Origin of the sequence: Desertibacillus haloalkaliphilus (genome assembly GCF_019039105.1) — a bacterium.
In the GTDB taxonomy this organism is placed as follows: domain Bacteria; phylum Bacillota; class Bacilli; order Bacillales; family KJ1-10-99; genus Desertibacillus; species Desertibacillus haloalkaliphilus.
The window spans coordinates 284,458-307,191 of the sequence record NZ_JAHPIV010000003.1; the positions used below are offsets into that span (position 1 = coordinate 284,458).

At 41.7% G+C, this 22,734-nt stretch carries 22 protein-coding genes; 18 read left to right on the forward strand and 4 right to left on the reverse strand.

The features are described from left to right. Positions 1–148: 148 nt before the first annotated feature. Both KH400_RS05135 and KH400_RS05140 read right to left on the reverse strand, forming a co-directional pair. Positions 149–1,114, reverse strand: coding sequence for an LCP family glycopolymer transferase (locus KH400_RS05135; protein ID WP_217222567.1), 966 nt, complete (start codon positions 1,112–1,114; stop codon positions 149–151). A gap of 147 nt (positions 1,115–1,261) precedes the next feature. Then, positions 1,262–1,903 carry a YigZ family protein gene (locus tag KH400_RS05140; protein ID WP_217222568.1) on the reverse strand — a complete coding sequence of 214 codons (642 nt, stop codon included), beginning with the start codon at positions 1,901–1,903 and terminating at the stop codon, positions 1,262–1,264. Positions 1,904–2,079: 176 nt separating this feature from the next. Here KH400_RS05140 and KH400_RS05145 point away from each other — a divergent pair, with 176 nt between their 5' ends. From KH400_RS05145 to KH400_RS05230, 18 genes are all read left to right on the forward strand, one after another. Continuing rightward, positions 2,080–3,213: a sensor histidine kinase gene (locus KH400_RS05145; RefSeq protein ID WP_217222570.1), complete on the forward strand. Its 1,134-nt coding sequence runs from the start codon at positions 2,080–2,082 to the stop codon at positions 3,211–3,213. A 146-nt stretch (positions 3,214–3,359) separates the two neighbouring features. Next, the gene (locus KH400_RS05150) at positions 3,360–4,064 is read left to right on the forward strand and encodes a response regulator (protein ID WP_217222572.1); all 705 of its coding nucleotides are present in this window, start codon (positions 3,360–3,362) and stop codon (positions 4,062–4,064) included. Positions 4,065–4,337: 273 nt separating this feature from the next. After that, positions 4,338–5,186: a DegV family protein gene (locus KH400_RS05155; protein WP_217222574.1), complete on the forward strand. Its 849-nt coding sequence runs from the start codon at positions 4,338–4,340 to the stop codon at positions 5,184–5,186. A 73-nt stretch (positions 5,187–5,259) separates the two neighbouring features. After that, a complete protein-coding gene (locus KH400_RS05160) occupies positions 5,260–6,762 on the forward strand; it encodes an ATP-dependent helicase ComFA (RefSeq protein ID WP_217222576.1) in 1,503 nt (500 codons plus the stop codon). Next, complete coding sequence (locus KH400_RS05165; RefSeq protein WP_217222578.1) at positions 6,762–7,484, forward strand: ComF family protein; 723 nt, start codon at positions 6,762–6,764, stop codon at positions 7,482–7,484. Before KH400_RS05160 ends, KH400_RS05165 begins: the two co-directional genes overlap by 1 nt. Before the next feature lie 98 nt (positions 7,485–7,582). After that, positions 7,583–8,023 (forward strand): TIGR03826 family flagellar region protein, encoded by a 441-nt coding sequence (locus KH400_RS05170; RefSeq protein ID WP_217222580.1) that lies wholly within the window; start codon positions 7,583–7,585, stop codon positions 8,021–8,023. 173 nt (positions 8,024–8,196) lie between these two features. Further along, positions 8,197–8,457, forward strand: coding sequence for a flagellar biosynthesis anti-sigma factor FlgM (gene flgM / locus KH400_RS05175; protein ID WP_217222582.1), 261 nt, complete (start codon positions 8,197–8,199; stop codon positions 8,455–8,457). Between the two features lie 28 nt (positions 8,458–8,485). After that, complete coding sequence (locus tag KH400_RS05180) at positions 8,486–8,983, forward strand: flagellar protein FlgN (protein ID WP_217222584.1); 498 nt, start codon at positions 8,486–8,488, stop codon at positions 8,981–8,983. 21 nt (positions 8,984–9,004) lie between these two features. Next, entirely contained in the window at positions 9,005–10,981 is a 1,977-nt protein-coding gene (flgK, locus tag KH400_RS05185) for a flagellar hook-associated protein FlgK (RefSeq protein WP_217222586.1), read from the forward strand. 22 nt (positions 10,982–11,003) lie between these two features. Further along, a complete protein-coding gene (gene flgL, locus KH400_RS24000) occupies positions 11,004–12,779 on the forward strand; it encodes a flagellar hook-associated protein FlgL (RefSeq protein ID WP_246589371.1) in 1,776 nt (591 codons plus the stop codon). Positions 12,780–12,798: 19 nt separating this feature from the next. Further along, a complete protein-coding gene (locus tag KH400_RS05195; RefSeq protein WP_217222588.1) occupies positions 12,799–13,353 on the forward strand; it encodes a DUF6470 family protein in 555 nt (184 codons plus the stop codon). A gap of 117 nt (positions 13,354–13,470) precedes the next feature. After that, positions 13,471–13,923: a flagellar assembly protein FliW gene (gene fliW, locus KH400_RS05200; protein WP_217222590.1), complete on the forward strand. Its 453-nt coding sequence runs from the start codon at positions 13,471–13,473 to the stop codon at positions 13,921–13,923. Further along, a complete protein-coding gene (gene csrA, locus KH400_RS05205) occupies positions 13,924–14,169 on the forward strand; it encodes a carbon storage regulator CsrA (RefSeq protein WP_217222592.1) in 246 nt (81 codons plus the stop codon). Positions 14,170–14,280: 111 nt separating this feature from the next. Further along, complete coding sequence (locus tag KH400_RS24005; RefSeq protein ID WP_246589372.1) at positions 14,281–14,733, forward strand: coiled-coil domain-containing protein; 453 nt, start codon at positions 14,281–14,283, stop codon at positions 14,731–14,733. Positions 14,734–15,055: 322 nt separating this feature from the next. Beyond that, positions 15,056–17,188: a YecA family protein gene (locus KH400_RS05215; RefSeq protein ID WP_217222594.1), complete on the forward strand. Its 2,133-nt coding sequence runs from the start codon at positions 15,056–15,058 to the stop codon at positions 17,186–17,188. A gap of 173 nt (positions 17,189–17,361) precedes the next feature. After that, positions 17,362–18,312, forward strand: coding sequence for a flagellin Hag (gene hag / locus KH400_RS05220; protein WP_217222596.1), 951 nt, complete (start codon positions 17,362–17,364; stop codon positions 18,310–18,312). A 385-nt stretch (positions 18,313–18,697) separates the two neighbouring features. Beyond that, positions 18,698–19,384 (forward strand): hypothetical protein, encoded by a 687-nt coding sequence (locus KH400_RS05225; protein ID WP_217222598.1) that lies wholly within the window; start codon positions 18,698–18,700, stop codon positions 19,382–19,384. Between the two features lie 139 nt (positions 19,385–19,523). Further along, positions 19,524–19,892 carry a DUF8042 domain-containing protein gene (locus tag KH400_RS05230; RefSeq protein ID WP_217222600.1) on the forward strand — a complete coding sequence of 123 codons (369 nt, stop codon included), beginning with the start codon at positions 19,524–19,526 and terminating at the stop codon, positions 19,890–19,892. Positions 19,893–20,336: 444 nt separating this feature from the next. Here the strand turns inward: KH400_RS05230 and KH400_RS05235 are convergent, their stop codons facing one another. Together KH400_RS05235 and KH400_RS05240 are read right to left on the reverse strand one after the other, a co-directional pair. Further along, positions 20,337–21,047 carry a response regulator gene (locus KH400_RS05235; protein WP_217222602.1) on the reverse strand — a complete coding sequence of 237 codons (711 nt, stop codon included), beginning with the start codon at positions 21,045–21,047 and terminating at the stop codon, positions 20,337–20,339. Beyond that, positions 21,022–22,653 carry an ATP-binding protein gene (locus KH400_RS05240; protein ID WP_217222604.1) on the reverse strand — a complete coding sequence of 544 codons (1,632 nt, stop codon included), beginning with the start codon at positions 22,651–22,653 and terminating at the stop codon, positions 21,022–21,024. The genes KH400_RS05235 and KH400_RS05240 overlap by 26 nt, the downstream gene beginning before the upstream one ends. Positions 22,654–22,734 lie beyond the last annotated feature (81 nt).

Consider the following 22,734-nt stretch of genomic DNA (forward strand, 5'->3'; position numbering starts at 1 on the left):
TTTCATCATACTTGAGATATCCACAGAGGTGGTGCTTTTTTTGGTGCCAGGCACCAGCACTACGGTGCCTGGCACCAAAAAAATGGCATCAAAAAAGGTGATTGAAGAGGCCTGCCTCTTTCAATCACCTTTGATTTATCCTTTTGCTTTAGTTGTCTAAGCCTAAATGGTTGCGGAATTCATTTGATAATTCACGAATGGATTCGTCGTGAGGATCGTAGTAATAAATTCCACCAATGCGTCGGTCGCTTCCTTCAATGCTGAGTGACTCAATCTCATTTAAGGCACCGGCATAGTTGTGAAGTGAAATCAAGTTTCCGAAGCTCAAGTTCATCGAAATATGATTCTCGATACTATCTAACACGTCACCATAGCTTGAGATTGATGATAATGACGCCCCTTTATTAATGATCCCTTTGATGATTTGTTGCTGACGCTCACCGCGTCCGATATCACCGCGTGGATCAGACTTACGCATTCGTGCATAAGCAAGAGCTTCCTCACCATCAAGCGTTTGTAAGCCTTCTTCAATCGTAATGGCATCAAAGTTGTCATAGCTATCCATCTCGGTAAAACCAAATGGAACGTCAACCTCAACCCCATCAAGGGCATCTACGATCTCAATAAATGCCTGGAAGTTTAATTTAACATAATAGTCAACGGGAATATCAAACAATGACTCGACGGTTTCAACCGCTAAGTCCAATCCGCCAAACGCGTGGGCATGATTAATCTTATCCTTATTGGATCGCCCTGGAATCTCAACACGTGTATCTCGTGGAATACTTGTCATTTTAATCGACGATTCCTCTTTATTAAATGTTGCTAAAATCATCGCATCGGTTCGTCCGCTTAAATCACCATCACGATCATCGACACCTAAAAAAAGGACGGAAATATTATCTTTACTCGGAGATACGGCCTCTTGACGCATCTCTGATTTATCTCCACGTTCTAATTCTTGGTTGGCACCAGAGGTTACATCTGCAAGCTTAAAGACGAAGTACCCAGCAGCACCGCCAAGGATAATAAAAGAAAGCACGCCGATCACGACAAATGTTTTCAAAATTCGACGCAGCCGTCTCTTTTTACGTTCAAGTCTCGATCTTGACATCGATTAACTCCTCTTTTCTTTTAGAATAGCATAGATGTTGTAGATTGGTAGACTACATATCTATCCTATTTTAGCCCAAACGACATTAGCACGTAAATAGTAGAGTTATGGATAGCTGCGATAACTTTGTGTCAAAATAGGGAACAATTAGCTGAGGTTGACATCAACTTCTAGGTATTCGACGTCACCTTCATGGATGTCGGCTTGTCCATTCGTAATATTTGTCATCCATTCGACAAATTGTGACGATTCTTCGGCATTGACATAGGTTTGCACTTCAACTTGATCGAGGTAGTTGATTTCTTTGATTAAATAATTTTCATTACGTAATTCATTTTCCACTTTACCGAGCCATGTGTAATCAATTTTTGTATGAACGACTTGCATTAGTTTACGTTCCACAATCCCAGTCGCATTAAGACCTTCACTTGTTGCGCTACCGTATGCGCGAATTAAGCCACCAGCACCGAGCTTAATCCCACCGAAATAGCGGGTGACGACAACGACGGTATCTTTTAACTGGCGTTTTTTTAACACTTCAAGCATCGGGACACCAGCTGTTCCACTCGGTTCACCATCATCATTCGCTTTTTGAATATGGTCTTGCTCGCCAATTAAATAAGCCGAGCAATTATGGGTCGCATTCCAATGCTGTTTTTTTATTTTTTCAATAAACGCTTGGGCGTCTTCTTCCGTTGTGACACGCTCGATATAGGCGATGAAGCGTGACTTTTGAATAACGATTTCGTGTTCGCCGTAGCCTTTCACAGTATAATAAGACGTTAACATGTGATAGGCCCCCCTCTCTGATTCAAATAATTTTTACAAACAGAAAACAAATGTGTAACATTATGGTGACTTGCTAGAATTGTCAATGATATTGATCATAAATGTGATAAAATAATCATATCTGATCAACTTCACTTGATCAAATCATCAACGTTAGAACTGAAGGTTGGTGTCTCATGCCTACTAAAAATTTGGATATGATCATCGAAAAAACGATTGAAACGGTAGGAAATAGCCGTGAGCAAATTTTTGAAATTGGTGAGCATTCACGTAAAGAGTACCGAACATTAGAACAGGAATTAAAAGATGTCCGCATAAAAGTAGCAACCGTCATAGAAAAGGCCGATCATACCGAAACCAAGTTACGCCTTGCCCGCAATCGTCTTGCCGAAGTGAGCAAGCATTTTCAGTCATATGGCAATGAAGAAGTGCGCAAGTCCTATGAGAAAGCAAACGAGTTTCAAGTTCAATTAGCTGTCCTTCAGCAAGAGGAATCGCAATTACGAGAGCGTCGTGATCAAATTGAACGTCGTTTGCTCTCACTAGAAGATACGATTGAACGAGCCGAAACATTGGCTGGTCAAATGAATGTTGTTTTTAACTTTTTGACTGGTGATCTACGCGAAGTTGGAGAAATTGTAGACGATGCGAAGGAAAAGCAACAATTTGGGTTGAAAATTATTCAAGCGCAAGAGGAAGAACGTAAGCGTCTATCTCGTGAAATCCATGATGGACCCGCGCAAATGATGGCCAATGTGTTATTACGCTCGGAATTAGTTGAGCGCATTTATGAGGATAAAGGGATTGATCAGGCTCTTCAAGAAATGCAGGATCTCAGAAAAATGGTGAAGGCCTCGCTTGCCGAGGTACGCCGGATTATTTATGACCTGCGTCCAATGGCCCTTGATGACCTTGGATTGATTCCGACGCTGCAAAAATATTTACGGACATTTGAACAGCATACAAACATTCCAATTGATTTTAAAAGCTTTGGAAAAGAGCAACGAATGCCCCAGCAGTTAGAGGTGGCGCTGTTCCGTCTCATTCAAGAAGCAGTACAAAATGCTCAGAAACATGCTAATCCAACGCAAATTAACGTCAGAATTGAAATCAAGCCAACGAAGGTTATAATGATTGTAAAAGATGATGGCAAAGGCTTTGACGTTGAGACAACCAAAGAAGGTTCTTTTGGTCTAGTTGGCATGAAAGAGCGGGTCAGTATGTTAAAGGGTCAAATGACGATTGACTCTACACCTGGGAGTGGAACGCTCGTAGCCATTTCAATACCATTAAATGAAAGACAAGCATAACAAGCACAGTCATGTACAGGGGAGAGAAGTAGATAGAAAACTTCTCCGAAAAGATCCTGCTAGTCGTTATAGCAGATAGAGAAAAAAACAGAAAAACAAACACAAACACGAGATGTTATATTTCTACGTGGAGAGGTGGATTTTTTATGAATAGTAATCAGAATGAAACGCGCATCGTCATTATTGATGATCATCAGTTATTCCGCGAAGGTGTCAAACGAATTCTTGCGATGGAGCCGGGATTTGATGTTGTCGCGGAAGGGTCTGATGGCGAAGAAGCGGTGAAGCTTGTAGAAGAGCATAATCCTGATGTCGTCTTAATGGATATCAATATGCCTGGCGTCAACGGTGTGGAAGCGACACGTAATTTAATCAATGTTTTTCCAGATGTAAAAGTGTTGATCCTATCGATTCATGATGATGAGACCTATGTCACACACGTATTAAGAACCGGAGCGGCAGGCTATTTATTAAAGGAAATGGATGCGAGTGCACTCATTGAAGCCGTAAAAGTTGTTGGTAGTGGAGGAGCCTATATCCACCCGAAAGTGACGCACAACTTGATTAGAGAATACCGCCGTTTAATCAATGAGGATCAAGTTGACGAGTCAGAAGTTGGCTTCCGTGAAGTCGAATACCGTAAGCCGCTTCACATTTTAACGCGACGCGAATGTGAAGTCCTGCAGCTGATGACAGATGGATATAGCAACCGAATGATCGGAGAAGCCCTCTATATTAGTGAAAAAACGGTAAAAAACCATGTGAGTAACATCTTACAAAAGATGAATGTAAATGACCGTACCCAAGCAGTCGTTGAATCAATTAAAAACGGTTGGGTAAAAGTAAGGTAAAAGAGGCCGGAACAAAAGGTTGTTTTTTACCTTTTGTTCCGGCCTCGAAGTAGTGAGCGTAACCGCCACAATCTTTTAAAAGCTCGTTGTGAGTGGGTTTCTCACAACGAGCATGTGGCGAGTGAAGCCATTACCAATATTTTAATTAGTTTTGTCCCTGTCTCGAAGAGTTCTGTCACTCAGATACTTTGAATAGAGTAAAAAATAAGAGGTTGTTTCATCGCCTCGATTGGTTAGCTGTTTAACTTTATTGATAAAAGCGAGGATACGTTCATGAGTAAAATAGCAATTGTAACAGACAGTACAGCGTACATTCCCAAGGAAAGGCGAGAGGAATTAGGGGTCACGATGGTTCCTCTGAATGTTGTTTTCGGTGAGGAGTCTTACGCGGAAGAAGTTGAAATCTCGACTTCACAGTTTTATGAAAAAATGAAATCAAGTGAAGAGCTTCCGAAAACATCGCAGCCAGCGGTTGGGTTATTTGCTGAAACGTTTGAACGCTTGCAAAACGAAGGCTATGATGCGATTATTACGATTCATTTGTCAAGTGGGATTAGCGGCACGTATCAAACTGCAATCACGGCTGCAGGTATGGTTGATGGCATCGAGGTGTTTGGCTTTGATTCGGAAATTAGCTGTATGATTCAAGGCTACTACGTCATTGAAGCAGCAGAAATGGCGGAGGCTGGAAAATCAGTCGATGAAATCTTCACACGACTGAATCAAATGAAAGAAAGCATGCGCGCTTATTTCATGGTTGATGATCTCAATCACTTGCACCGCGGTGGTCGCTTAAACGGCGCTCAGCTTGTTGTCGGCAGCCTCTTAAAAATCAAGCCGGTGCTTCACTTTGAAAATAAAGTGATTGTCCCGTATGAAAAAGTGCGCACAGCAAAAAAAGCGCTAAGCCGCATTTACAGTTTACTTGATGAAGATGCGAGCACAGGCGCACCGATCCGCGCGACCGTCATCCACGCGAACCGCCCGGACGAAGCCAAAGAAATAGAAACTGAACTTGAGAACAAGTACGACAATGTTGACATTGAAATTAGTCACTTCGGACCGGTGATTGGCACTCACCTCGGTGAGGGTAGTCTCGGCATCGGCTGGTATAAGAAGTAAATTAGGATAGCCACCGCGCGCCATGAAATGTGCGGTGGTCGCCATCCTACTGACTTGAAAAGGAGGCGGACAGATGAAGTTTGTTGCTTACTCCGATCATGACCACATTTTTATTGCCCCAATTCACTACGCCCCACCGAAAGAACAATGGTGCACACCACCGACCGCGATAAGTAAACTCCCTAGCTTTGAAACCCCACTACTTAATCTTCAATTTCCCTACTCACACGATCTCCAAACCACCCTCTCTGGTAAACAACTTCTCTTATCTGAACTGTCATTCGATCTTGACCACATTCATCACCATTACATCCACGGTTATCTAGCTTATCACGCAGGTATCACCACTGAAAAAGGACGAACCTACTGCCAAAGGTGTGGCAATGATGATCCCCAGCTATTTGCAACCTACCGATGTGCGCGCTGTGATGACATGTGCACGTATTGTCGCAACTGCTTAATGCTCGGACGAGTGAGTGAATGCACACCGCTCGTGCGCTGGTGTGGACCAGAACTGAAGTTGCATCCACCACAAAAACTGCTGACGTGGACGGGTGAACTTTCAACAGGACAAGCGCGGGCATCGCAAGCGATAAGGGAAGCCGTCGGTAGCGGGTGCGAGCTGTTAATCTGGGCGGTGTGCGGTGCCGGGAAAACAGAAGTGCTCTTTTCTGGGATTGAGGCAGCCTTACGTCAAGGACAAGCGGTGGCGATTGCGACACCGCGTACCGATGTCGTGATTGAGCTCGCACCGCGGTTGCGGAGTGTTTTTCCTGACGTGGGTGTAATCGCCCTCTATGGAGGTAGTGAGGACCGTGGTAAGCAAGGGCAGCTCGTAATCGCCACCACCCACCAACTCATGCGCTACCGTGAACAGTTTGACTTCGTTGTCATTGATGAAGTCGATGCCTTCCCTTATTCTGTAGATCAAAGTTTGACATATGCCGTCAGCAACGCGAAGAAACCCCAAGCGACCACCGTCTATTTAACTGCAACCCCCTCACCTGAATTGAAGCGGAGAGTCAGAAAAGATGAACTTGCCGCCATTAAAATCCCAAGACGTTATCATGGTCACCCTTTACCGGTTCCGCGGTTTTGTTGGAGTGGCAACTGGCAAAAGCGTTTGAAAAAAGGTAAGCTCCCATCCATCGTGCGTAAGTGGGTCGAGGAAAAATTAGCTGATAACAAGCAAGCATTTTTATTCGTTCCGTCGGTAGAGGCACTGCAACGATTAGTTGACGTTTTACAAAAAATTGATTCAAGAATCATCGGGGTTCATGCAGAAGATGAAGAGCGGCGCGAGAAAGTCGCGAGCTTTCGTGAGGGACGGACGCCGATTCTTGTGACGACAACGATTTTAGAACGCGGGGTGACCGTCGCCAATACGGATGTCGCTGTCCTCGGTGCGGAAGAAGCCATCTTCACTGAAAGTGCCCTCGTGCAAATCTCCGGCCGTGTTGGCCGCAGTGCCAACCATCCTCGTGGTGACGTCCTATTTTTTCATTATGGTAAAACGAAAGCGATGGTTGAAGCACGAGCGCATATCGTCGCGATGAATGATGCGGAGGTGAGGTGATGCAACGCTGTTTATGGTGTAGTGAACGGTTTTACCAGCAAGCAAAATGGCGGTTTATTTTTGGAAGAGAAAAGGAAGTGAAGATTTGTAACCGATGTGAGAGTGGGTTATCACCGATCAAGAAGGGAGCTCCGATTTGTCGTGGATGCGGACGTAGCCTCGCAGAGCTTGAACCTAGATTTTGTCAAGGCGAGCACTGCACCGATTGCTTGCGCTGGGAAGAGTCCGACGTGTGGCGTGGAGTGCTCGTGAAAAACCGCTCACTGTACTCGTATGATTCTTTTTTAAAAGAATGGATGGCCCGCTTTAAGTTCCGTGGTGATGTCATCTTGGCTGATGCTTTGGGTGATCAGTTTCGCGCGTTATATGAAAAAGAATGCCCGAACCACCTGATTGTGCCCATCCCCTTAAGTGATGAACGCTTGTATGAGCGCGGGTTTAACCAGGCTGAGGTGCTTGCCCGTCTCATTGCAGAACCGCTCCCGGCACTGATGCGAACCGAGCATGAGCAAAAGCAAAGTAAAAAGAATCGCAGTGAGCGACTCGCTTTGATGCACCAGCCGTTTGCTATAAACGAGGAGTTGCGAGGTGAAATCAGCGGCCAGAAGGTTGTCCTCATCGATGATATTTACACGACAGGGGCGACGGTTCGCCAAGCTGCTGTGGTGTTAAAACGTAATGGAGCAGCCTCGGTTTCGTCATTGACGCTGGCGCGTGGCTAAATTGGCGAATTTTTCAATAAAAACGGTAGCATTTAGGGCTTATCAAACCATGACACCGACCGATATAATAGATAGAAAGACAATGAGGGGGAGACGGCATGCAAAATTTAGAGAATTGCCCAAAATGCGGGAAGCTCTTTGTAAAAGGGATTCGCACGGTTTGTAACGATTGTCATAAGGAAGTTGAAAAGATGTTCGAGACGGTTTATCAATTTATTCGCAGACGTGAAAACCGAGCAGCGACGATGGAAGAAGTCGTTGAAGCTACAGGTGTCTCTGAACAGCAAATAAGTCGTTTTATCCGCGAAGGACGCTTACAGCTCGCACAATTTCCGAACATCACATATCCATGTGACTCATGCGGCAAGCGCATTCGTGAGGGGCGCATTTGTAGCAGTTGTCAAAGTAATCTTGGCAAGGACTTAAAGCAAACAACTGAGGTCGAAAAAGTGAGTGAACGAAACCGACGTGAACAAGAGGAACGAGCGAGAAAAGCGTCAACGTATCATTCATTGGGCGACCGCTTTGACGAAAATTAAAGAGTCTGTTCAAAAAAGGGTGTTTTTCCCCGTTTGAACAGGTGCGCAGCGAGTGGAGCCATTGCAACACACTTTTTAACAACACTCTATTAACAATTTCATTCAACTAGCCGATAATAGGAGTAAGGTGATTTTGGGGTCTAGAGCAACCGTAATCAAGCGAGGTGAATGAAGTGAAAATCAATCCATACCATTCGGTTCAGAACAACCCATACCGTAAACAAGTCAGTCATCAGCAGATGAAGACGGATGCGGTCAAGCAGCGTGATAAAGTCGAAATCTCACCAGCTGCCAAGCAAATGCAACAAGTATCGAAAATTGAAACCGAACGCCAAGAAAAGGTCGAGGCGTTAAAAGAGAAGATCGCTTCGGGAGATTACAAAGTTGATCCTGAAGCCATCGCAAGAAAGGTCTATGACTTTTGGTCGAACTAACAGACTGACTTATTAGGAGGAAACAGGCATGTCAACAACCAAAGCAATTATTGACGTCATCGCAAAGCTCGTGAAAGCACATCAATCGTTAAATGAGTTAGCAAAACAAAAAACAGAAGTACTAAAAAAGGGTGATATGCCTGCTCTTGATAAGATTTCACAGCAAGAAATGGCGCACGTGCAGCAATTACAAAAGCTAGAGCAGGATCGCCTTGATTTTGTCGACCGCTACGTAAAGCAAAAGGGATTGATGACAGAAGGCGTAACGATGGATATCTTACTTGAGCATGTCCCGGTAAACGAACGAGTCATCCTTAAGAAGCTACAAGATGTATTAGTTGCCGAGGTTGATACACTCAAACAGCAAAACGAGTTAAACCAGCAACTGATTGAAGATTCGTTACGGTTTGTGAATCTTTCCCTTGATTTAGTGATGCCAGAACCAGATGAAGTGAACTACCAACGTCCAACGACGAGTGAGCCTGAGCCTCAATATGGACGTTCTCTTTTTGATTCAAAAGCGTAAGTAGAAACGGAGGAGCAAACAATGATTTCAACCTTTCATGGGCTTGAGACCGCCCGTCGCGGCATGATGACTCAACAATCAGCCCTGCATACAACCGGCCACAACATTGCCAATGCCAATACAGAAGGCTACACGAGACAGCGTGTGAATTTTAACCAAACAGAACCATACCCATCGATCGGTATGAACAGCCCGAAGATTCCAGGTCACATTGGTACAGGGGTAGAGGCTGGTTCAATTCAGCGTGTTCGCGAAGAATTTTTAGATGTACAATATCGTAATGAAAGTAATAAAAGTGGTTATTGGACGGCTCGTTATGAGGCATTAACGAAAATGGAAGATATTATGAACGAGCCGTCAGAAGAAGCTCTTGCAAATACGATTGATCAATTCTGGAGCTCATTACAAGACCTTGCCGTACACCCTGAAGATCCTGGTGCACGTTCAGTTGTGCGTCAGCGTGGAAATGCGGTCGCAGAAACGTTCCGCTATGCCCATGATTCACTGTCGTCAATTCGAGGTGATTATAAGGGACAGATTGATACAAACGCGTTAGAAATGAATTCAATTATTCGCCAAATTGATACAATCAATAAACAAATCGGAGAGATTGAACCACACGGCTATGTTCCAAATGACTTATATGACGAGCGAGATCGTCTATTAGATCAGCTTTCGGACTATGTTAACTTTAAGACAGAGAAGGTAGCAAGTGGTGGTAAGCCATCGCCAGCAGCTGAAGGGAAAGTGTCGGTAAAACTTATTGATAATGCTGGTAATGAACTAGATCCACCCGGGGCAATCATCGATGGTTCTGGGGAAGGTAATCCGCAGGGGATAGCGATTAATTATACTGATGATGGTGGTTACGTTGATTCGATTAGTTTTGGTGAGCTTAATGATAGCAATCAAGTTGAAGGTGGCGGTGAAGGCCTATCAGGTGATGAATTTCCCCAAGGGAAAATTAAAGCAGCGGTACAAGCGTATGGTTTTGTGTCCAATGGCAATCAAAATGAAGGTGATGATGAAGAGCAAGGCGAAGACGGCCCTATCATTAAGGGGGATTACCCAGAAATGTTAGCCAACCTTGATGAGATGGCATATGTGTTTGCAACTGAGTTTAATAAAATTCATCAAACGGGTTGGAGCCTCAATGAAATTAATGATGGTTCCAAAGCCAATAATGGTGAAGGGATTCCGTTTTTTGAAGTTAAAGAAGATGAAAATGAAGGTGACGACCCTAGAAGTGGTTTTGCCGGGAAGATCAAACTTTCGGATGCAATTAATGAATCAGTTAATAACATTGCCGCTGCTGGTGCTGGTGAGAATATTTACACAGGTATTCCTCTTGTTGAGGGTGCGAATGACAACGTTGGCAACCCAATTTTACGAGGTGTGTTTACGGGTGTGCCTGATGATGTTGCTAATGGTAGAGATATCGATGAGATCAAAATTGATGTTGAATATGATGGTGATAAATGGGGTTATGTGGTTCGGGATGAATTTGGTGCAACACTCCATAATGAGGAAGAATTTGCTCCACCGACAGCTTCAATTTACGGACTTACAATTGACATTACAGAGCTTAACCTTACAGATGAAGAGGGATCATATAGTTGGAGCATTGATGGTCTCACTGTTGGAACTAGAGAGGGTGCATTCTCTGGTGATGGCAGCAATGCGCAAGCACTATCTAACATAAAGGATGAACGCTTTAATTTTGCGGGCAGTACAGGAAATGTGCAAAGTTTTTATCGTGGAGTGATCGGCGATATGGCAGTCGATACATCGGAAGCAAAACGGATGCAAGATAACTCCAATACGTTACGAGATAGCGTTCAGTTCAATCGTGATTCAGTTAGTAATGTTTCTCTAGATGAGGAAATGACAAATATGATTCAATTTCAACACGGCTACAATGCATCAGCACGGATGATCACATTGGTGGATGAAATGCTTGACCGGATTATTAATGGTATGGGTGTTGCGGGTAGATAAGAAAGGGAGTAGGTGAATCGTTTTGCGTGTCACACAAACGATGTTAACAAACAATACATTACGTCATATAAGTCAAGGCTACGATAACCTTGGTCGCATTCAAGATCAACTTACAAGTGGTAAAAAGATTACAAGGGCATCGCAAGATCCAGTTATAGCGATGAATGGAATGCGTCACCGGACTGAGGTAGCTGAAATTACACAATTTAAACGAAATGTGAATGAATCGTATCAATGGTTGAATCAAGCAGATTCTGCACTAGACGAGGTAACGCAAGCGCTACAACGGATTCGTGAGCTAACTGTACAAGCAGCCAATGATACGTATGATAAGTCACAACGGGCTAATATCGCTAAAGAAATTATTCAATTAAACGATCATATCGCTTCAATTGGTAACACTCAAGTTAATGGGCGCTATATTTTCAATGGTACAAACACACAAACACCACCAGTTGACTTAACGAAATTAAATAACTTTAGAAATATGCCTACTGAAGTGAGTGAGCGGTCGGTGGAACAAGTAATTGACAATGTTGGAAATCCATTTGGCCTTGATGGTAGTACAATTGAGTATGATAATCAAACGTTTATCGCAGACCTCAGTGGGTTTGATGTGGCAGCTGGGGATGAAATAACAATTTCGTTCCCTGAGACTAATGAACTTCCAGAAGCGACATTTACAGCCATTGTCGATGAAAATGGACAAATTGAGTTAAGTGGAGAAGAGGTCAACCAATATTTCAATTATTATTATGAGAATAATGGTGAATTAGAAGATGTTATCCTCGAACTTCCAGGCGGGGATACAATCCCATTTATCGGTGATGGTACAGTTGATGATGCAGGTGGAGAACTCCGCCGAGAGGCACCTATTAACGTTAGCTTTCCAGCCGATCAGATTGCCGCTAATCTCAGTGATGATATCAACCTAGATACAGATAGGGATACGGTTTATTTACAGACTGATCATGGAAAGATAAAACTTGATTTAGTTGATGGAAATTATGTCGCTTCTATTGATGACAACTTCGAAGACTACCGTGATGGCGGTCTCATTGATCAAGCAGAGATTCTCGTTGAGAAGCCACAATTTAATTTTGAATTTAAGGCTGAAGTTGATACTGATAAAAATGTAGATTTAAATAATTACTATGTTACAGCGGAAATTAACGGTAGAGAGCATCGATTCATCTATGTAGGAGATGCGGACGGAAATGGAGTGTTTAAAAATGAACGCCCAATTTATTCTAATTTAAGTTTAGAACAATTAGAAGAAAAAATTAGCAAGCCGTCAATAGGCAACGAAAAAGAAGATTTAGTAGCTGTTCAGTTAAAACCAGATGCATCGCCAACATCAACGAATATCGATGAGGTTAACATGGAGCTTCTAAAAGGGGTTAGTATGTCAGCTAACATTAAGCCACAAAATGCATTTTCATCTAGTTTCTTTGCAGACCTCCAAGAGATGGTCGAGGAAATTAGCGATTTGGGTGATGATTTAGAAGACGGTGAGGCTCATGAAATCTTGTCTGGTTATTTAGGAAGACTTGATGGCCATATTGATAGTGTCGTTGCAGAAAGAGCTGAACTTGGTGCCCGTACTAATCGTATTGAATTAATGGAATGGCGTATCATGCAGCAAGAAGTGACGGCAAAACGAATCTTATCGGAAAATGAAGATGCTGATATGGAACAAGTGATTATCGATTTAACGACACAAGAGAGTGTTCATCGTGCAGCATTATCTGCTGGGGCGCGCATTATCCAGCCGACGTTAATGGACTTTTTAAGATAAATTGAGGCGGTGATTGAACATGCAAGTACCCTCAATTCAAATTTCAACGACAAATGCAAAGATTGGTATTCAAACGAATCGCCCGACTCTTGAGATTAAACAGCCTCATGCTGATGTTCAGATCCGTCAAGAACATTTTGATCATGTACACATTAGTAGACGAGCCGCAAAGCTTTACATTGATCAAAGTGAGGCGTTTGCTGATGCTGGTTTAAAGAGTGCGATGCGAGTAAATGAAGAAGCTTTTGAAAAAGGTAAACAAAAAGCGTTGCAATACATGGCAAAAGTGTCACAAGAAGGCGATCGACTTATGAAAATCGAAAACGGCGGTGGCCAAATTCCACAAATCGCTAAAGCAAACAGTGATCTAATGATGAAAGAATTAGGCTTAGGTTTTGTGCCATCATCACCGTTTAAAGTGAAATTTAATTACGATCCAGGTGAGCTATCATTTAATTACCGTCGTAGTGATCCTGAAATCAATATTACAAAGAATGATCCAATCATTAATATCCCAAAATGGCAAACAGATATCTACTTGCAACAAAAGCCATCGATCTCGTTTAGCGTTTAAATGTTTAAAGGGGTCTGACCCCATTAATGGACAAATGTAGCAATAATATCTACTGTGAGAGGACAACCTATTAGGGAGTCCTCTCTCTTCAAATTTAAAATAAAGTGGTGAAGATAGATGAAAGTACAGTCAAAGTATCTCGGTGAAGTGGAAGTAAGCGATGATCGTATTATTCACTTTGAGAGCGGATTACCGGCATTTGAAGATAAGAAGCAGTTTGTGATTTTACCATTCGGTGATGAGGCACCGTTTTTTATTTTGCAATCGATCGACGAGGTCGAGATCGCGTTTGTGATCGTGAATCCGTTCGACTTTTTCAATGAGTATCAAGTGAAGCTCCCAGATTCGACAATTGAGATGCTTGAGATTGAAAAGGAAGAGGACGTTGCGATCTTTGCGATGCTGACCGTTCAAGAGCCATTTGCAAACACGACTGCAAACTTACAAGCACCAGTTGTAATTAACGCCAAAAAACAAAAAGGAAAGCAAGTCGTTCTCAGTGATAGTGGATATAAAACGAAGCATCAACTTATGCCAGTGACTGCCTCAAGTAGTCAGGAGGGAAGATAAATGCTTGTCCTCACACGCAAACTCAAGGAATCAATCCAAATCGGTGATGACATTGAAATTAAAATTGTCGCGATTGATGGCGACCAAATCAAGATCGGTATCGATGCCCCAAAGCACGTTGATATCCACCGCAAAGAAGTCTATCTTGCGATTCAAGAAGAGAATAGTGAAGCCGCGAATACGACCGTCGATGCATTGCAGCAATTGTTGCAGGGGTCTGACCCCTTTAAAGGACAAAATCGCTAATAATGTCTTTGTGTAGTGCACACTTATCAAGAACATCTGTGCTATAATGTAAGCAACATAAATCATCTACATCTCGGTGCCTGTGATTAAAATTGAAGGGGGAGCTTCACAATGAGTAAAGAAGTGATTCAATTTTTGCAGCGGCTAGAGGAAAAAGTGGACAAGGGGTTTGAGCAGGTAGACAAGCGTTTTGAGCAGATTGATGAACGATTTGAACAAGTAGACAAACGATTTGAGCAGGTTGACGAACGGTTTGAACAAGTAGACAGGCGTTTTGAGCAGATTGATGAACGATTTGAACAAGTGGAGAAGCGGTTAGACCAAGCTGATGATCGCTTTGATAAAGTGGACAACCGTTTAGACCGTCATGAAGAGATGCTGAAGCAATTGATTCATATAGTCGGGGTGAATAACCAAACATTAACTGAGTTTAAGGATGAAGCAAACATACGCTTCAACCGTCTAGAACGAAATTTTAAGTTGCTTGAGTCAGATATGGACCTTCTTCACCGTGAAAGCTCTGATCATAAACGAGAAATTAATCGCCTAAAGCAGATGCAATAATAAATAGACAAAAGGACTGATTCCTTGCCTGTAAATACAGGGGATCAGTCCTTATTTCGTTTATATATAACTTTTCCAGTTTGTTTAATTTCTTCTTTTGAACAGACTCTTAGCAATGAGTGAAGCCGCTACAGGTCTTAAGCCTCTAGGAGTGTTTTTCTTCTAGAGATGAGTAGCGTGCGGAACCATTGCCATCTTTTTTAACACGAATCTAAAGGTAAAAGCTTCCACCTCCCCCTCACTAACAAATCTTTGTACCCTGCTACGACACCGCGTATAATAGAGGAAAGTGAAAACCGAGAATTAAGGAGCGATTCATTCTATGTCGATCAAACGAAATGATCCTTGCCCGTGCGGGAGCGGTAAAAAATATAAAAAATGTTGCTTACAACAAGCAAATGTTATTGAACTATCCGAAGTGAAAGAACGCCGGTTTTTTGAGCAAAGAGATCACCTGACAAGCAAACTACTTCACTATGTATATAGCCATGTACCTGAACATGAGCAGAGGCAGCTCTACCGCAGTTTCACACACCAACTTGAAGGTCACCTTGATGAATCTCTGCTAGAGTCGTACTTTTCCTTTTGGCTCAGCACGGTGCACCGTTTTGATAACGGGAAACGCGGGGTTGAGATGTTTGTTGAAGAAGAAGCGAAGCGGTTTAGTCCAAGTGAGCAACGAATCCTTAACGAGTGGGGGGCGATTAAACCTCGCTTGATTCAATATATCGAACCAACAGATGGCGGGATTATCGTCCTCGACCTTTATAGTGACGAGCGTTTTTTCATGCCGTATTGTGAGACATTACCAGAAAATCTCGCCCCGTGGAGTGTAGCGGTTATGCTGCTAGAGCCCTTTAAAGACGGCTACTGCATGCACGGAATCGCCCTCTGGCAAGCACCGATTCAACTCTGGCAAGTAAAAGAATTTGTCGACGAAAAAGTTAAAACAAACAATAGCGACGTGACCACTGTACTCTCTGATTATTTCCTCGATATCTTTATGTTGTTAGATGGGGACGAGCAAGAGGAGATGCAAGACGAGCTGACGGAAACGACAGTGGTCTATGACATAACAGACTATGATGATGTGCTTACAACGTTTTTGAACGAACAAAGCCAACTGTTCATCGATAATTTTGATGGTGAAGTAGCAAGATGGAGTTGGTGCGGCGATTGGTACCGCTATGAGGATTACGCCAGCCCAGGCGCCATTAACCTCGCAAAAGTCAACGGCACGATCACGGTAACGCCAGAAACGTTAACCTTTAAAACGACAGATGAAAGCAACCTTGCTTCATTTAAAACATGGCTAGCAACGCTTACGCATTCGGTCGAATATATCGATGAAACAACACAAACGGTTGAGTCAGCTTTACCACAAACAGAAGAGATGAGATACTGCATGGCATTTGAAGACAAAGATACACCAGAACACTTCTCACTGTATGCACAATTGCACATGCAAATGCATGAACTTGAAAATGAAGTGATCGCAGCGATCGGTGACGAAACGGTTGGGACGTATCTTGAACGCGGTGAACGAGAGCGTGTCGACTTTTGGCTACAAGCCCAAGAACATCATATGTACATGCTCATGCGCCATAATGAGAACATCGATATTTTGCCTGACTTTAACTACGTCCGCAGGCAACTCGGTTTACCTAAATCGTACTTTGTTCCCTTTGAGCGTCATACAGCGTTAGTAGCTGCAGACAATCCAATGAAAGGCTTGCTTGATCCAGAAGAGATCGCGCTCTATGAAGCGCTCGGTTTCACACCTGAAACAGCATCAAGCTTTTACAGTGACGATGTGATTAATTTTTATAAAGAAAAAACAAGCGGAAAGTCACAAGCAACCGAAAGAAAATACCGAACCGGCCTTGAGACGCTAGTCATTTTCTTAGGTGAACATTTAATCTATGAAAAAGCTTCATGGAAAGCGATGACAGAAACAAAGTGGGATGACCTGTTCACACAAGAATTATATGACATGTACCCTAATTTATCACAAAATAAATTAGAAATGATTTTATCAACAGTAAAAGCATTTGCGAAATGGCTTGATAAAAAATATGACACCACTCACTATCAAACGATCACAAGCCTACTCAATGAGTACGGCACAGCGATGAAAAACAGTATCAAACTGATGGAGAGCTTTTACCCTCACAGAAGGCGCTATTATGATGATATCGATAAATATGTCCAAGAGATGATAAATGGTAGTGGAGACGACGAACACGAAGATGATCTCACTGGCATCTTCAAAATCGAAAAAATAAACAAAAACAGCATAGTCGGCGTTGATTGCTACTTCGACGACCAAGCCTATACCATCGCCATCAACGAAACAGACCTCCTAGAAATCGGCATGGTCCTAGAAGCAACAATCAGACAAACAGCAAAGAACCGCTATAAAATCGTAGAATTAGAATCGGTGTTTCCACGCTAAAAAAAAATAAAAAATATTTCTCAAAAACTATTAAACATTGCCCTATCACCGACGATATAACTAGTGTAAAAGAGAATAAGTAATACGGACGGCCGACGTAAGACTTATGATCTACTATATTCATCCAACCACAAGGACGTGGGCGGAACACACATTCAAGGAGGAATTTTAAAATGATTATTAACAACAATATTTCAGCATTAAACACACACCGCCAGATGGGAATCAACCAAAACGCACAACAATCTTCAATGGAGAAGTTATCTTCAGGTCTTCGTATTAACCGTGCAGGAGACGATGCAGCAGGACTTTCAATCTCTGAAAAAATGCGTGCTCAAATTAACGGTTTAGATCAAGCAAGCCGTAACTCACAAGACGGTATCTCTTTAATTCAAACAGCTGAAGGTGCATTAGATGAAACTCACTCTATCCTTCAACGTATGCGTGAGTTGACTGTTCAAGCTGGCAATGGTACTAATGAACCAGAAGACCTTCAAGCTATTCAAGATGAGATTAACTCATTGCAAGAAGAAATTGATGGAATCGCAGACCGTACTGAATTTAATGGTAAAACTTTGTTAGATGGTAGTTTTTCAGATGTAGGTGGATTTGATACTGCTGGAGCTGAAATTACTGATCCAGATACTGTTGATTCTGTTTTTCTTCAAATTGGTGCAAATCAAGACCAGCAATTACAACTAAACATTGGAAATATGAGTGCTGATACATTAGGATCAAATATTGATGCTACTGATGACACTAAAATCACTATTAATGATATAGATGTTACAAGTTTTGCAACTGCAGATCCTGGAGATAGTGTTGATGGTGGAGATGCTGCCGATGGATTCGATGTTCAGTTAGCGGCAATCGATGATGCAATTCAACAAGTGTCTGATCAGCGTTCTGAACTGGGTGCTACACAAAACCGTTTAGAGCACACAATTGCTAACTTAGACAATGCTTCTGAGAACTTATCAGCTGCAGAATCTCGTATTCGTGACGTTGATATGGCTGCAGAGATGATGGAAATGACTCGTTCAAACATCCTTAACCAAGCATCTCAATCAATGTTAGCTCAAGCAAATCAGACTCCTCAGTCAGTTTTACAACTACTAGGATAATGATTTGCAGGGCGTCTTACTTGGTAACGAGTAAGAGCATCACTGGGTGAATTGCTGGAACTTCCTAAAACTTTGTCAACCACAACGGAGTCGGAAACGACAAACGTGATGGTTTGAAAATGGCAGAAATAGATGGATAATCAGCAGCCAAGCTCCTGTTTCGAAAGAATGGAGAAGGTTCAACGACTAGGATAAACCGCCTAAAGCATTAGCCATGGTGATGAAATCCGTAGGGTATTGAATACTACTCGAAGTGCCCAGCCCCTATTCATCAGTAGGGTGAAGATATAGTCTAACCAATGATCGAAAGACATTGAGGCAGTGCAAGCCAACCAACAACCACAATCAGTATTACAATTACTTGGATAATAGGAAAGTTAGTTAGTTGGAAAGTAGAAAGTTGGAAAGAACAATCTTTCTAAAACAAAGAGGCTCTAGCTTAGGCTGGGGTCTCTTTATTTTTAAAATTAGAAGGGAATGTTTGAGTCTGAATATTAGAGAGTTGTTTCAAAATGTTATTACAATTGATAACTTCCAGGTTGTTATCCCTCTGATTGTTGTAATGATAACCCTATTATTTAACGCATTTAAAGAAAGAAGAGATCGCAATTATCAATTTCGACCAATACCAACAATATTCTCTATAGTTAGGCTAGAACCAGAACGAGGCATAGGTAAAACTAATATCCTTTATAATGATAATATAATGAATATAGATGTAATTGATGAGGGGCATTTTTTAAAAATAACCAATATATCAGAACCACCCATGTTAAGTGTTTCGGTTTCTGTAACTTATAAAAATGGGTATCAACCTGAGTTATATAATATCTACTTGATTGAGAAAGAAGAATCTTATATTATTCCTATTTCAAAAAAAGATTTGAAAGGGGAAAGTGAAAGAAAATTAGAGGAAGTTTTTTTAAAATATAGGTCACTTTCTGGACAAAAACTCTTAGCAAGGTTTAATCATGATGGTAAAATTGAAGTTGTTGCTAAACGATTTGGTTTTTTAAATGAAAAGTTTATTTCCATTAAATCAAGAGCCAAATCTGAATTTAAAAAACTTTAATTTTTTACTTACTTATCACAATTATAGTTCTGGTGATGTGGTACCTGTCACCGCCCGAAGATTGTAAGTTTTGTCGGTGGGCTTTAGGTTGATAATGCTATAATTAGAGCATCAAAGTTATAGAAAGTTGGATTGAAAGATGGAAAAACACATAGACGTAATGAAACAATCAGTTGAACTAACTGAAACAATCCTCGAAGGCTTACAACACATCCAGAAGCTACTTGGAGAAGGTAAGTTTGAAGAGACGATGTACTTATTTGAGGATGCAGTTGCTGGGTTCACAACTATAGTGCGATCAATTGGACCTGTACAGAAAGAGTTAAACAACGATGAGTTAGAAACTAAAATAAACAGTGTTAAAAATGCATTAGATCTGGTCGTTGGTACTTACGAATCGAATAGCCATGGGAAAGTACAAGAAATCATGCAATTTACGTTAGTACCTCAGTTCATGAAATTAAAGCAAGAGCTAGAACGTGCCTTTGAACCGTATTTGCTGTCTTAAGGTTTAGTAAGAAAATACTTCTGATTGGAGTTGCATTACTGTTGGTGTGTTGCACAATTGAATAATGCAAAGGAGGAGTTACCGAGGTAAGGAAAGGTGGCTCTTTTTCTTTTCCAAGTGCATTCTTTTGTTCCGTGAGTGTTAACTGCCTTATCTGCTTTCTATCAGGGTTCAGTTATCTTAATTTGGTAGTATAAATTCTGAATATATTATTAGTGAATTTTAATAGGGGAAAACTATCAACATTCAGCTGGCAACCAATTTTTCGTTATTTATCTTCAATATGACTAAACTCAACCTTTACTCCAAGTTTTATAAAAGCTTAATTTAAAAACACCTAACAAGTAAACAACATAGTTCACTTATTAGGCGCACGTAAATATCCCCCCCTAATGACTATACTATAACTCCCTCTTTAACTCCCAACGCTATTCACTCCCCACCCTACCTCTTAACCCGATACCTCCGCTCAGGCCTTCCCACAGCTCCATGTTGGAGGGTGATTTCTACGATTTGTTCTGAGGCGAGGTATTCTAAATAGCGGCGTGCGGTGGAGTGGCTGACACCGATGAGGCGGGCGCATTCATCGGCATTAACGCTTTCGGTCATTGTTGCCATTTGATCTTTAATTCTCGTTAATGTGAATTTGTCGATCCCTTTTGGTAGTTGTTTCTTATCTTCCTTTGGTTGGGCGGCTGGTTCCTTTTTAGTAGATGGAAAGAGATTGTCGACGTCGTTTTGGACAAATAATTGTTGTTCATCAAGCTTATGGACCATTGCTTGGTATTTTTTTAACGTGTCAATGAAGCGGTTCATCATTACTGGCTTAATGATATAGCTAAAAGCGCCGCCGCGGATTGCTTCACCGACTGTTTCTGTATCTTTTGAAGCGGTAATTAAAATAATATCAATGCCGCGGTGTTTTTTTCGAATCTCCCATAGTAGCTCAATGCCGTGCATGTCTGGTAGGAAGATATCAAGTAAAATCAGCTTTGGTTGATGGTGTTCAAGCAAGTCTAGTGCTTGTTCCGCCGTGTTTGCAATGTATGTGACTTTAAATGAATCTAGCTTTTCGGCAAATTTTGTATAGCTACTTGCTGCAACTTCATCATCTTCTATAATCATGACATCAATGATTTGAGTTTGACTCTTCATTTGATTGACCTCCTTCATCATTCGTTTTCGGTAGTGATACTGTAAATCTAGCGCCACCAAGGTCGCTGTTTGAAATGAAAATTTCCCCACCTAAAAGTTCTAGCTTATCTAAGACGATCGCTAATCCAATGCCATGGTTTGTAGCAACTACCTTTGTCGTATATCCTTCTTTAAAAATCTTTTCCTCATCTTCTTTGGAAATGCCGTGACCGTTATCTTCAATATCGAAAATAATATCCGGTCCAAGGTCTGTAAACGATACTTTTACGTGACCATTCGCTCCTCTTGCTTGATAGGCAGCTTCAATCGCATTTTCTATTAAATTAGCAAGAATCGTCACTACTGCTTGTTCACTCATCCCATCAGGTAGTGGTTGTAATTCACTTTCGTTATCAATGTCAAAGTCCACTTTGCGCTCGGAGGCTCGGTTTGCTTTTCCTAATAAACAAGCCGCAATCATCGGGTTTTTGACCGATTCAATTAAATATGCGATAAAGTCTTGGCGATGTTTGACTTCATCTGAAATCAGGCGAATCGCTTCGTCGGTGTTATTGAGTTTCAACAAACCGTAAATCGTATTAAGTTTATTTAAGAACTCATGATTTTGGGCACGCATATTGTCTGTATGAACTTTCATTTCCGAGAACTCTTTTTTTAGTTGTTCAATCTCTGATACGGGTCGAAACGTAAAAACGATCCCTTGTAACTCGTTATGATCTAATATCGGCGAGTAATCCATGACATAGATTTGCTTTTCTAAAAGAATTTTTTTATTTGATACATCTTTCGTTCGATCAATTTCATTGAGTGCTTCGAGAATCTTCGGGTGAGTGATTGAATCACCAATGTCGAACTGATGGAAATAGTCCATTTCTCGTGCCTTTTTGTCCATCGTTACAATGGTACCGTCTCGACTAACAGCGACGATCGCATCATGAATCGAATCCAAGATCGCACCTTTTTCTTTAAAAAGGTAAGAAATCTCTTCAGGTTCTAGTCCGTAAAATAATTTTTTTAGCTTTCGGGCAACAACGATCGCACCGATGATCCCGAGCATTAAAACGAAGGAAAACCATTGGGTCGCTTGTCTGCGATAATTTTGTACTTCTTGATTGATATCCTCATACAAAAATCCGACGGAAGAAACTCCGATGACTTCTCCTTGGTTATTGTAGATCGGTGTTTTCGCTTTTGCGGCATCACCAGAAACACCAACACCTCGATAGATGACTGATTGCTTTTCTTCAAACACATCTCTATTGCTCGTTCCCATCACATGACCGATCTCTTCTGGGTTGTGATGGGAGTAGCGAATACTATCTCTGTTTCCGATGACAACGTAGCTTGCCCCCGTTAGTTCGCGGATCGTCTCAGCTGCTGGTTGCATAACTGAGGACGGGTCGCTCGTTGAAAAGGCATAAATGATTTGGTCATTCGATGCTGCTAGTTTTGCAACATCCATGGCACGCTCACCAAAATGTTTTTCGATCGCATTACTAAAAATAGTTGAGAAGAGAACGGTTGCAAGAACAAGACACGTAAGCACGACAAAAGAGACAAGAATGATCATCTTTGTTAATAGATTTGGTCGTAGAACGTTTCGCATGACATTCACCTTTTTCCTAAATATGTAAAAATAAAAATTATGAAAATAATAAAAATAATAAAACAAATACTAAAAATTTTA